The following is a 12,887-nucleotide window of genomic DNA, read 5'->3' on the forward strand; positions in this document are numbered from 1 at the left end:
TTTTACATATCGCAAACATAATCAAAACATGTAAGGCGGGATCTTTTATTCTGAAACAGAAAGGAGATTAAATTGTCCCATGTATTATGAAAAAGCTGTTCAGCAAACCATTGATTGGCTTGAATCACACTTGCATGAGCCGATATCTGGCAAGGATATTGTAAACGTTTCAGGCTTTTCTAAATTTCATTTTCATCGGATTTTTCAAAAGGAAGTTGGTATGTCGGTTGTTTCTTATATTCGTTTAAGACGTCTTGCGAATGCAGCAGCTGCTTTGCTTTATACAGATGTTCGCATTATCAACATTGCCTTGCATTATCAGTTTGAATCTCAAGAGGCGTTTACCCGGGCCTTTAAAAAAATGTATCACATGCCGCCGGGAGCATACCGAACATTTATGAAACGTTTTACTGCAAAAAAGGAGGAATCTTGGATGGAGAAAAAAATGAGGGATTGGGTATTAAGCGGCAGTCATCCATTTCAATTTGAAATGGGGGTTGATCGGGAAAATGTGCATCAGGGCAAGGCGTCGGGGTATTTAAAGTCAACAATGGTTCAGGAGGCCGGGGAATTTGCGACAATGATGCAGCAATTTAAGGCGGATCGTTATCTCGGGAAAAGATTGCGTTTATCGTGTTTTATCAAAACAAAAGGCGTAAAGCATTTCGCGTCGCTTTGGATGCGGGTGGACAGTGCGGCTGAAGATGTTCTTCAATTTGATAATATGAGCAACAGACCCATAACAGGAACAACCAATTGGAATCATTACGCTATCGTATTAGATGTTCCTGAAAATAGTGCTGTCATTTCATTCGGCGTTCAGCTATCGGGACCAGGCCACGTGTGGATGGATCATGTTGTTTTTGAAGAGGTAGACGAGAGCGTTCCTTCAACAAATCTTGAAATGCCGGGAGAGCTTTTAGATGAGCCTGTTAATTTATCGTTTGAGGAAGAATTATAAGTGTAGTTATCTGAAAAATACATGGTGTATTTATTAGTAAATGAATGGAAAATACTATAGTTTTTCCGCGAACCCACTCGCTGCCTGGGTTTGTAAGAGTTTGGATATTTTTATCAGTCTGGGCGGATGTGTTCATCTTTGAGATGTTTTCCTGTATGATATAGTAAGAGTGTGCATAACAACTAACTATATCATTGAACAGGGTGTTTATATCATGGAAAAACAATACAGAGTATTACTTTACTATAAATATGTTCCGATTGAAGAGCCGGAGGTGTTTAGAGAGCAGCATCTGGCTTTTTGTAAGGAGCTTGGTTTGTTAGGCCGTATTCTTGTGTCAGCTGAAGGGATTAACGGTACGGTATCAGGTACGTTTGAGCAGACTGAACAATATATGCAAGCGATGAAAGCTGATCCACGATTTGCGGATATGGTGTTCAAGATTGATGAAGAAGAAAATCATGCGTTCAAGAAAATGTTCGTCCGTCATAAAAAAGAGCTTGTGACGCTTCGCCTTGAGGATGATGTGGACCCGAATGAAACAACAGGAAAGCATTTGAAGCCTAAAGAATTCTTTGAAAAGATGCAGGATCCTGATACAGTCGTCCTCGATGCGCGTAATGATTATGAGTATGATCTCGGCCATTTTAGAGGAGCTGTCCGTCCTGATATCGAGGCGTTCCGTGAATTGCCAGAGTGGATCGAAGAAAATAAAGAGATGCTGGAAGGCAAAAAGATTTTGACATACTGCACGGGAGGCGTGCGCTGTGAAAAATTCTCAGGCTGGCTGATGAAGCAAGGCTTTGAAGATGTATCACAGCTTGACGGCGGAATCGTCACATACGGGAAAGATCCTGAGGTGCAAGGAAAGCTTTGGGACGGCCAATGCTACGTATTCGATGAAAGAATCAGCGTGCCGGTCAACCGTGTCGAGCATGTCATTGTCGGAAAAGACTACTTTACGGGTGAACCGTGTGAACGGTATGTCAACTGTGCAAATCCATCATGCAATAAGAAAATCATATGTACACCGGAAAATGAGTACAAATATATGCGCAGCTGCAGCCACGAATGCCGCACGAACCCAAGAAACTTATATGCACAAGAACACAATATGACGGCGGAAGAAGTTAGCGCCAGACTTGCAGCGATTGAAAAAGAAGAGCACGCTGCTGCTGAATAATATGGAAAGAACACCTCTTATGCAGAGGTGTTCTTTTTTTACATGCTTTCTGTTTGTCCGTTTGCGACGGCCCATTCTTTTTGGCGGAAGGCCTTTTCCCATTTAGAAACCACGATGCAGGCGACCGCGTGTCCCGGCACATTCACACCTGTTCGGGCCATATCCATGATACGGTCCACGCCTGCAATAATCGCGACGCCTTCAGCAGGCAGCCCCACAGCGTTTGCAGTCGCCAAAAGAACGACAAGGGAGCCTGACGGAACAGCGGCGATGCCTTTGCTGGTCATGACAAGCACAAGCATCATGAGAAGCTGCTGTGACAGCGTCATGTCTACATTGAAGGCCTGTGCCAAGAAAATACAGGAAACCGATAAGTATAGGCTTGATCCGTCACAATTCAGCGATAAGCCGGAGGGAACGACAAATGATACCACCCGTTTCGGACAGCCGTATTTCTCCATTCGATCCATAAGCTGAGGAAGAATGGTTTCGGTGCTGGTTGTGGAAAACGCAATTAGAAACAGATCCCATATCATTTTCAGCACTTCAAAATACTTAAAGTGAAAAATGAGACCAACAAGCGGAAAGAGGACAAAGAGGATCAGAAACAGACCAAGAAAAACAGTACCGACTAATTTAAACATGGGGAGGAGGAGTTCGATGCCATATTGGCCTACAGAGGCGGCCATCAAGGCAAGCACGCCGATAGGAGCGGTCACCATGACGATTTGCGTCAGTTTAAACATAATCTGAGCGACTGATTCAAAAAAATTCATCACTGGTTCAGAGGCTTTGCCGATACCAGCAGCGGCAACACCGAATAAAATCGCAAAGAAAATGACAGCGAGTAAATCATTTCTGGCCATGACATCAATAATGTTTGTCGGGATAATATCGAGGATCATTTGTTTGATATCCACGACTTTCTCTGTATAGCCGGAAAGCTCATGAATATCTTTTTTCGCTAAGTGAGAAAGATCCAGCCCGACACCTGGTTTTAAGACATTTGCCAATAAAAGTCCCAGGCCCAGCACCAAAGTGGTGATCACTTCAAACCAGATTATGGTCTTTACGCCGAGGCTGCCCATCTTTTTCATACTGCCGCTTCCAGCAGCTCCGATGACAATGGTAGAAAATACAATCGGCACGACAATCATTTTAATCAGGCGGATAAACCCGTCACCGACAGGCCTGAGCGCCATTCCGAAATCAGGAAAAAAGTGGCCGATCACAGCGCCGATAGCCAATGCGATTAAAATTTGAAACGCGATAAATTTTTTCAAATGAATCCCCCTTTAGAATGATATGATGAGGCTTATTCATACCATTCGTGAATCAAATGCAAACCCCTTTTTTAAAAATTTATTTTGACAGCGCTTTCATTATGTTGGCTAAAAAGTCCCCCGCACCAGGGGGACTTTTTTACTTCATGTTCATACGGTTCATCTCTTCCTCAGATACATTGGTGAAAATAATAGGCGTTATGGCGGAAGCAGCATGCTGCTTAATGTCATTCAGATCAAAGGTTAGAAGCAGTTCGCCTTGTTTGACGGTTTGGCCGCTCGTGACATGAGCTTCAAAGCCTTTACCGTTCAGCTTCACCGTATCAATGCCGACATGAATCAATATTTCCGTGCCGCCAGCGCTTGTAAAGCCAATGGCGTGCTTTGTCGGAAATATGGATACAATCTCGCCGTCAGCGGGGGCAACGACTTTTCCTTCTGTGGGATCAATCGCAAAACCCTCACCCATCATTTTTTCTGAAAACACTGGGTCAGGCACGTCGGATAGGGAGAGTATTTCTCCCTGTACCGGATAGATAAAAGACTCTTCGGCAGGAGGCTCCTGCTGGGTCGGGGCTTCAGCATCAAGCGTCGCGGCGGCAGCCGGGATGCCTCCAGCCATAATTGTTTTGATATCGTCTTTTAAAGCATCTGACTTTGTGCCGAAAATCGCTTGGAAGTTGTTGTTCACTTCTAGCACACCTACCGCCCCAAGCTGTTTTAGTTCGTCCTTGTCCACTTGGCTTGGCTGATGAACGGTGACACGCAGCCTTGTAATACATGCGTCGAGGTTGGCGATATTTTGCTGGCCGCCCAGCGCCTGCAATACGTGGAAGGCGAGCTGCTCTTTTGAAACAGGAGATTTGGCTTCACTTTGGTCACCTTCATCTGCTTCACGGCCGGGTGTTTTCAGATTCCATTTCAAAATCGCATAACGGAACAAATAGTAATAAATGAAGGCGAAGACGATCCCGACAGGAATGACGACCCAGCCGTTTGTCGAAAGCCCATAATTCAGCACATAGTCAATTCCTCCGCCCGAGAAGGTGTAGCCGTGACGGACATGGAGTAGATCACACACGACAAAGATGACACCGGCAAGAATAGAGTTTATTAAATAAAGCACAGGCGCGACGAACAAGAAAGCAAATTCAACTGGCTCGGTAATTCCAGTGAGCATAGACGTAAGCGCTGCTGAAATCATGACGCCGGAAATCATTTTCTTTTTTTCGGGCCGCGCGGTATGGATGATGGCAAGCGCGATTGCCGGCAGACAGAAAATCATGTAAGGGAAATCCCCCATCATAAAACGTCCCGCAGTCGGGTCTCCCGCGAAGAACCTTGTCAGATCGCCGGATACGGTATTGCCTGTTGATGGATCTGTGTATTCCCCCATCATAAAATAGAAAGGTGTATAAAAAATATGATGCAGTCCAAAAGGAATCAGTAAGCGATAGATTGTTGCATAAAAGAACAGGCCGACCGTTGAATCGGCAATTAAGCTGCTGGCGGCGTTAATTCCGTTTTGAATTAGCGGCCAAACAAATGAGAAAATAACGCCGATGACCAATGAACTGACCGAAGTAATAATCGGGACAAATCGTTTTCCTGAGAAAAATCCAAGGACGGGGTGCAGCTCTATTGATGAAAAACGCTTGTACAAATATGCGGCAAGCAGCCCGATGATAATGCCGCCGAATACTCCCATATCAATCAGATGCTCGGCCCCTTCATAAGGAGGCTGAAGGCCGAGTAATTTTCCCATGTTATCCAGGGTGACGGTTAAAATCAAGTATCCGATGACAGCGGCAAGTCCGGCCACTCCTTCGCCGCCAGCTAAACCAATCGCGACACCCACGGCGAAAATCAGCGGCAGGTTATCGAATACAACGCCGCCCGCATCCTTTATAATAGGAATGTTCAGTAAATCCTTGTCACCGAAACGGAGCAGCAGACCGGCTGCCGGGAGGACGGCAACCGGAGTCATCAAAGCGCGGCCAAGCTGTTGCAGAATTTGAAATGCCTTTTTAAACATAACAGTCTCCTTCTATTTGTTTGATAAGTATGATAAGTTCTTCAGTTTTTGAGCTGCTTTTGGATCGGCGATAACGGTAACGTGATTGTGTTGTTGAAGAATCGAGGCTGGTATCTCCGGTGTCACAGGGCCTTCAGCCATTTTTTGGATCGCGTCCGCTTTTTCCTCGCCATTTGCTAATAACACAATGTGTTTGCTGAATTCCATGATCGTTTTGATGCCCATTGAAACGGCAAGTCTCGGCACAAGGACAGGATCACCGCCGAAAAATCTGGCATTTGCCTGTATCGTGCTTTCAGACAGCCTGACGATTCGTGTCCGCTCCTCAAAATCAGAGCCGGGTTCATTAAAACCAATATGGCCATTCGAGCCGATGCCAAGGATTTGCACATCAATGCCTCCCGCCTGGCGGATAAGCTCCTCATACACTTTGCACTCAGCCTCAAGCTGCGGGTTGTCTCCTTGCGGGATATGAATATGGTCAGGCTGAACATTGATATGCTGAAAAAGATGCTCGTGCATAAATTTGTTATAACTTTGTGGATGAGATGGAGAGAGGCCCGCGTATTCATCTAAATTAAATGTTATAACCTTTGAAAAATCAATTTCGCCTGCCTGATAGTCTGAAATCAGTTGCTTGTACAAGCCGACCGGCGTGCTTCCTGTTGCTAGGCCGAGAACGGCATCTTTCTTAGCCTGCACACATTCCTTAATAATGACAGCGCTTAACTTACAGAGATCTTCATAATGATCAGCAACGATGATCTTCATCTGACACCCCCTCAATGGAATAGACAAGCATCATATTTGTTATGATCAATTTATGATATTTGTCATTATGAATTTAGCACCGTTATCATAAAATTGTCAACGTTATTTTCTGAAAATTTGTTACAAAAGAGAATACAAATCTTTCAAAATAGGAAAGCAGATGGTATTATGGTTTCATTCAAAAAAGATCGGTTTACATACAGAATGGGGAGGATGAAATGGCAGCTTTATATTCTGTTATCAAATTTAAAATCATTGAATTAATCAAGTCGGGCAAGTATCAGGCGAATGATCAGCTGCCGACAGAGAGTGAGTTTTGCGAACAATATGATGTCAGCAGAACAACTGTAAGGCTGGCTTTGCAGCAGCTTGAGCTTGAAGGATATATTCAGAGAATCCAGGGAAAAGGAACTTTTGTATCGGCAGCTAAAATCCAAACGCCAATTCCGCATAAGATTACGAGTTTTGCAGAACAAATGAGGGGGCTGCGTTCTGAGTCAAAAGTGCTTGAACTTGTGGTGATCCCTGCTGACCATTCCATAGCCGAGCTGCTGAAAATGAAAGAGAATGAGCCTGTCAACAAGCTTGTCAGAGTCAGATACGCCGAGGGTGAACCTTTGCAATACCATACCTCATATATACCTTGGAAAGCGGCACCGGGATTGGTGCAGGAAGAGTGCACCGGATCTCTGTTTGAATTATTAAGAACAAAATACAATATCGAAATCAGCAGGGGTACGGAATCGATAGAACCGATTTTAACGGATGAAACGATCAGCGGACACCTGTTAACCAATGTTGGAGCGCCTGCGTTTTTATCGGAATCCCTCACCTATGATAAAAATGAAGAAGTAGTAGAATATGCTCAAATTATTACAAGAGGAGACCGAACGAAATTCACCGTAGAACAGTCATATCAATCGTAAAGCAATGGGAGATAAAGAACGTTTTATTGTTTTAGGAATGTGATGAGGAGGAATGGTTCTATGTTTCTATTGATGAATGAAAAAGTGGTGTGGGGGTCTGTCATTGCGGCTGTCATACTCTCTATGGTCTTTTATCCATTTCTTCCGGCAGATATGCCGATTCATTATGATGCAACGAACAGCCCGGATTCGACGGTCAATAAGCTGGCTGGAACAGCGATCTTGCCGGCCTTGATGATTGTTTTTGCATTGGCGCGGAAGGTCAACTGGCAGTTAGGGATCGCGGTTTATATTCTGCTGATTTGTCATGCTGTCATTTTGTTTTTAGCAGTTTAACGAAAACAGCCGGAAAAATCTCTGGCTGTTTTTTCTTTAACTTCACCTTCATCTTACACGAAATGTAGTGTATAATAGCCGGAGACGATAGAGAATATTCTGACATTTATAATTGAGCCCTCTTATATCATATGAGAACGGAAAACCGCCTGTAAAAAAGAATGGCATTACCGATCTGCAGCTCAAAATTGACAGAAAATTTAAACAAATTTATCTGGAAAGGTGTGCTAATCAGTGAACAAGCTTATTGAACGAGAGAAAATCACATCAAAGAAGGAAAAACCAGACCCATCATCCTTAGGGTTCGGCAAATATTTTACAGATTATATGTTTGTGATGGATTATGAGGAGGAAAAGGGCTGGCATCATCCTAGACTTACCCCCTATGCACCGATTATGCTCGATCCGTCTTCTTCTGTTTTTCATTACGGCCAGGCTGTCTTTGAAGGCTTGAAGGCATACAGAACTGAAGATGGCAGGGTGCTGCTGTTCAGGCCGGAGCAAAATATCAAAAGGCTGAACAGATCATGTCAGCGAATGAGTATGCCTCCTCTAGACGAAGAGCTGGTGCTGGAGGCACTGACGCAATTGGTCGAGCTGGAAAAAGAGTGGGTCCCAAGGGAAAAGGGAACGTCGCTGTATATTCGTCCGTTTGTTATTGCCACCGAACCGAGTCTCGGTGTAAAGGCGTCAAAAAACTATACATTTATGATCGTGCTTTCGCCTGTCGGCTCTTACTATGGCGATCAGCTGCAGCCGATTAACATCTATGTGGAAGATGAGTTTGTGCGGGCAGTCAATGGCGGAGTCGGAAATGCCAAGACGTCAGGAAATTACGCGGCTAGCCTTCAGGCGCAGCAGAAGGCGAATGAATTAGGCTATGATCAGGTGCTGTGGCTGGATGCCATTGAAAAGAAATACGCGGAAGAGGTAGGGAGCATGAATATCTTTTTCGTCATAAATGGAGAGGTTGTGACTCCTGCATTAAGCGGAAGCATTTTGAGCGGGATTACACGAGCTTCTGCTATTGAGCTGATCCGAAGCTGGGGCATCCCGGTCCGGGAAGAAAAGATATCGATCGATGATATTTATGCAGCCTCCGCACGAGGGGAATTGACAGAGGTATTCGGCACAGGTACGGCTGCAGTTGTTACGCCTGTCGGCGAACTCAATATTCATGGAAGAACGGTAATTGTGAACGACAGGCAAATAGGAGAAATTTCAAAAAAGCTGTATCAAACGATAACCGACATTCAGCTTGGAAAAGTGAAAGATCCGTTTCATTGGACAGTGGAAGTATGAGGATAGAAAAAGAACCTGCCTTGGGGCAGGTTCTTTTATTTTGAATGGGTCATATCGGCGGCCGGACGGCTTTTGCGGTTTTTCGTGTAATACACCGCATAGCAGATGGCCATAAACGGCACACCGCAATATAACGCGATTCTTTGATTCGGATCAAAGGCAATGCCAATTACGGATGCCAGACATAAAAGAAATGCGGCAATCGGCACAAATGGGTACCAAGGCGTTCGGTATTTCAAATCCGTGACCTTGTTTCCCGCTTCCAGATAACGTTTTCTGAACATGAATTGAGAAGCGGCGATGCCCATCCAAACAACAACGACGGCAAAGCCGGAAATCGATACGAGTATAACGTACACCGTGTCTGGCGCAAATACGCTGGACAGTAATGACAGGATGCCGCCGATCATGCTGAACACCAGCGCGTTTAGCGGAATTCCCTTTGATGTCAGCTTTGCAAATGTTGGGTGAAGCGTCTGTTCTTTTGACAGTGACCAAAGCATACGGGACGATGCGTAAAGTCCGGAATTAGCGGCTGACAGGATGGCTGTCAGAATGACAAAGTTCATGATGTCAGCTGCGTACGGTACACCGACTCTGTCAAAGACTGCAACAAATGGGCTTTTGATAACGCCCGCTTCTTGAATCGGAATCAGCCCTGAGAGTACAAAAATGGTTCCGATAAAGAAGAGTGAGAAACGCCAGACCGTTGTTTTAATCGCTTTTGGTATGGTCTTGTCGGGATCGACGCTTTCTCCCGCGGCAATTCCGATCAGCTCAGTTCCTGAGAAGGCAAAGTTGACAGACAGCATGGTCATGAAAATGGGGACAAATCCATTCGGAAAGAGCCCGCCTTCCGCTGTGAAGTTTGACAGCATCGGAGCGGCGCCCCCGTCTTTGATCGGGATGATGCCGAACATTGCGGAGCCGCCTAAAAGAATAAATAATACGATGGCTAATACTTTAATGCTGGAAAACCAAAACTCTGATTCAGCGAAAAACTTGACCGAAAACGCGTTCAGCAGGAAAATCAACAAAGCAAAAACGGCGCTCCACATCCAAACAGACGTATCGGGGAACCAGCGCTGCATCAACAGGCCTGCCGCTGTGAATTCAGATCCCAATGCAACGGCCCATGTGAGCCAGTACAGCCAAGCGACCGTAAAACCTGTGCCCGGTCCTATGTATGTTGCTGCATAGGTATGAAACGCGCCTGTCACTGGCATGGCTACAGACAATTCGCCAAGGCACAGCATGACCAAATAGACAATTCCCGCGCCGACTAAGTACGCAAGTATGGTTCCGGCAGGGCCTGCCTGCTGAATGGTATAGCCTGAGCTTAAGAACAGACCGGTTCCAATGACGCCTCCTAATGAAAGCATAAAGAGGTGTCTGCTTTTCATACTTCTCTGAAAGTTTGTCTCATTCTTGTTGTGAGCGGGTTTCATCTTTTTCCAACTTTCTATACGGCGATTTGATGTCTTCCTAATAAAAAATCTCATGTCAGCGGGGGACACGAGATTCCGGCAAGCCGGCTTTTAAGTTAGAATATACAAACAATTCCGATAAGTCAAGTGGTTTTTAAAGTCCGGGCCCAGCCGGCGATTTCTTTAATATCCTCCGGTTTTGTCCGGCAGCAGCCGCCGATCAGCTTTGCTCCGTTTTCAAACCAGAGGCGCGCGCTTTGTCCGTAAGGCTCGCCGCATGCTGCGCCGTTCCACGTTTTGGTGTCCGGATCATACTGTTCGCCTGAATTCGGATAGACGATAATCGGTTTAGATGTGTTCTTCTTTAGCTCAGCTATTAATGAAGAGATATGCTGAAGCGGAGTGCAGTTGATGCCGACCGCCGCCGCTTGGCTGTGCTGATCAAGCCATGACGCGCAGTCAGCGGCAGGGGTTCCGTCACTGATATGCAGACCGTCTTTTGCGCTGAAGCTGAACCACGCATATGTGTCAGGAAATTCTTTCAGCAAGCGGACAATTGCTTTTGCCTCAGTGAGACATGGAATCGTTTCGCATGCCAAAACATCCGCACCGGCGTCAATCAGGGCTTTCATGCGGGGGCGGTGAAATTCAGCCAGCTCATCCTCAGAGATTCCGTAGTTTCCTCGATACTCGGAGCCATCCGCAAGATAGGCGCCATACGGCCCGACAGAGGCCGCAACGATCGGTTTTGGCCGATTCAAACGGTTTTCTTTCTGTGCCCAAAATTCATCACGGGCTTCGGCCGCGATGCTGACGGACATCTGGATAAGCCGGCGGGCTTCCGCTTCGCTGAGCCCGCGTGCGGCGAAGCCTTCAAACGTAGACTGATAGCTGGTGGTGATCGCACAGTCGGCGCCTGCAGCGAAGTAATCGGCATGAACTTGTTTGATCAGCTCCGGCCGCTCCATCAGGATTTTTGCCGACCAGAGACTGTCATTCAAGTCGCAGCCTTTACGTTCAAGCTCGGTTGCCATCGCGCCGTCTAACACGATAAGCGGGTATGTATCTAATAGATGCTGAATTGGATTCATAGGCTGTTCTGATCCTTCTTTCTGATTTTTTGAAAAGATATGAAAATGGTAAAGGACGTCTTAACGTTTGTCAATCAAACGAATGATAAAGGTGTTCAGATTCCATTGATCTGAACACCTTCTGCATGCATTACGATATTTGTTTGTTATGAGGATCAGCAGAAGTTTCTGAAAGCTCCCAGCATTCAATCCGCTCATGATCTTTTATGACATCTTTGTAAAAAACAGGGTCTTTGCCCGCTTTTTTCTGCCGGGTATAGTCCTGGAGAGCCGCAAAAACCACCTTCGATAATAAGAAAATGGCGATTAAGTTGACGACGACCATCAAGCCCATAAACAAATCGGCCAAATCCCATACAAGCTGCACCTTGGCCACACAGCCAAACACAATCATTGCAAGCACGCCGATGCGATAGACGAATATCAGTTTTTTGCTTTTGTTCAAAAAGCCGATATTGGTTTCCCCGTAATAATAGTTGCCGATCAAGGCACAGAATCCGAATAAGAGGATCAGGATGGCGAGAAAGCCTGATGCCCATGGTCCGATATGGGAGCTGAGAGAGGCTTGAGTTAAGGCGATTCCGCTCAGTCCCGGGGTATGATAGGCGTCTGAAAACAGGATGATAAAGGCCGTGCTTGTACAAATGACCAGCGTATCAGTAAGCACACCAAATGCCTGGATCAGCCCCTGTTTTACAGGATGGCTTGTCGTCGCGGTGGCAGCGGCATTCGGTGCGCTTCCCATTCCCGCTTCGTTTGAAAAAATCCCCCGTCTGACACCCTGCATTAAAGCCGCTCCCAAAGCGCCGCCGGCCGCCTGGTCAAATCCAAACGCGTTTTTGACAATTAGCGTAAAAACGGCAGGTAGCTGGGTGATGTTTGTGAGAATCACGAAAAAAGCGACTCCGATATACAGGACAGCCAAAACAACAACAATATATTCAGCCAGTTTTGCGATGCGTTTGACTCCGCCAAAGATAATTGTTCCAAACACAGCAATTAAAATGAGTCCAAGTGTCAGGCGGTTTGTGCCGAACGCGTTTTCAAACGCGAGACTGACCGTATTTGATTGAACCGAGTTAAAGACAATACCGAACGACAGCGTGATTAAAACGGCGAACAAGGCGCCCATCCATCTTTTGTTCAGTCCTTTTTCCATATAATAAGCAGGACCGCCACGGAAGCCGTTTGCATCTTTCACCTTATAAATTTGAGCCAGTGTACTTTCGACAAAGCTTGACGCTGACCCGATAATGGCAATAATCCACATCCAGAAAATCGCACCGGGCCCGCCCAGCGCAATCGCAATGGCAATACCCGTAATGTTTCCGGTGCCGACTCGGGCTGCCATGCTGATACAAAACGCTTGAAACGGAGAGATGCTGTTTTTAGAGCGGGATGCAGCGCCTTCCTTTAACACCCTGACCATTTCCTTCAGCATGCGAACCTGTAAAAATTTAAGCCTGAACGTAAAATAGATTCCCAGAGAAAGAAGCAATACAATTAATAGCTTTGACCACAAAAAATCATTTGCGAAACCGACGATATGTTCCAGGAATTGCTGCATACAAT

Annotated in this window: 11 protein-coding genes; 5 read left to right on the forward strand and 6 right to left on the reverse strand. The window is 45.8% G+C overall.

Features of this window, described 5'->3' with window-relative positions; genetic code table 11:
- Nucleotides 1-79 precede the first annotated feature (79 nt).
- Complete coding sequence (locus HC660_RS01365) at nt 80-961, forward strand: helix-turn-helix domain-containing protein (RefSeq protein ID WP_168746837.1); 882 nt, start codon at nt 80-82, stop codon at nt 959-961.
- A gap of 214 nt (nt 962-1,175) precedes the next feature.
- On the forward strand, nt 1,176-2,144 hold the full coding sequence (gene trhO / locus HC660_RS01370; RefSeq protein ID WP_010332869.1) for an oxygen-dependent tRNA uridine(34) hydroxylase TrhO: 969 nt from the start codon (nt 1,176-1,178) through the stop codon (nt 2,142-2,144).
- 38 nt (nt 2,145-2,182) lie between these two features.
- Here trhO and gltP read toward each other — a convergent pair whose 3' ends face one another.
- From gltP to nagB, 3 genes are all read right to left on the reverse strand, one after another.
- On the reverse strand, nt 2,183-3,427 hold the full coding sequence (gene gltP / locus HC660_RS01375) for a glutamate-aspartate/proton symporter GltP (protein WP_168746838.1): 1,245 nt from the start codon (nt 3,425-3,427) through the stop codon (nt 2,183-2,185).
- Between the two features lie 139 nt (nt 3,428-3,566).
- A complete protein-coding gene (gene ptsG / locus HC660_RS01380; protein WP_168746839.1) occupies nt 3,567-5,462 on the reverse strand; it encodes a glucose-specific PTS transporter subunit IIBC in 1,896 nt (631 codons plus the stop codon).
- 12 nt (nt 5,463-5,474) lie between these two features.
- Nucleotides 5,475-6,233, reverse strand: coding sequence for a glucosamine-6-phosphate deaminase (nagB, locus tag HC660_RS01385; RefSeq protein WP_168746840.1), 759 nt, complete (start codon nt 6,231-6,233; stop codon nt 5,475-5,477).
- A 218-nt stretch (nt 6,234-6,451) separates the two neighbouring features.
- Between nagB and gamR the strand changes: the two genes are divergently transcribed.
- From gamR to HC660_RS01400, 3 genes are all read left to right on the forward strand, one after another.
- Entirely contained in the window at nt 6,452-7,159 is a 708-nt protein-coding gene (gene gamR, locus HC660_RS01390; protein ID WP_010332873.1) for a transcriptional regulator GamR, read from the forward strand.
- A gap of 60 nt (nt 7,160-7,219) precedes the next feature.
- Nucleotides 7,220-7,495 (forward strand): DUF1648 domain-containing protein, encoded by a 276-nt coding sequence (locus tag HC660_RS01395; protein ID WP_168746841.1) that lies wholly within the window; start codon nt 7,220-7,222, stop codon nt 7,493-7,495.
- 234 nt (nt 7,496-7,729) lie between these two features.
- Nucleotides 7,730-8,797, forward strand: a complete 1,068-nt coding sequence (locus HC660_RS01400; RefSeq protein WP_168746842.1) for a branched-chain amino acid aminotransferase — start codon at nt 7,730-7,732, stop codon at nt 8,795-8,797.
- A 35-nt stretch (nt 8,798-8,832) separates the two neighbouring features.
- Here the strand turns inward: HC660_RS01400 and mmuP are convergent, their stop codons facing one another.
- From mmuP to HC660_RS01415, 3 genes are all read right to left on the reverse strand, one after another.
- Nucleotides 8,833-10,245 (reverse strand): S-methylmethionine permease, encoded by a 1,413-nt coding sequence (gene mmuP, locus HC660_RS01405; protein WP_168746843.1) that lies wholly within the window; start codon nt 10,243-10,245, stop codon nt 8,833-8,835.
- 122 nt (nt 10,246-10,367) lie between these two features.
- Nucleotides 10,368-11,315 carry a homocysteine S-methyltransferase gene (mmuM, locus tag HC660_RS01410; RefSeq protein ID WP_168746844.1) on the reverse strand — a complete coding sequence of 316 codons (948 nt, stop codon included), beginning with the start codon at nt 11,313-11,315 and terminating at the stop codon, nt 10,368-10,370.
- Between the two features lie 130 nt (nt 11,316-11,445).
- Nucleotides 11,446-12,882 carry an alanine/glycine:cation symporter family protein gene (locus HC660_RS01415; protein WP_168746845.1) on the reverse strand — a complete coding sequence of 479 codons (1,437 nt, stop codon included), beginning with the start codon at nt 12,880-12,882 and terminating at the stop codon, nt 11,446-11,448.
- Nucleotides 12,883-12,887: the final 5 nt, after the last annotated feature.

The organism is Bacillus mojavensis, from assembly GCF_012648005.1.
In the GTDB taxonomy this organism is placed as follows: Bacteria; Bacillota; Bacilli; order Bacillales; family Bacillaceae; genus Bacillus; species Bacillus mojavensis.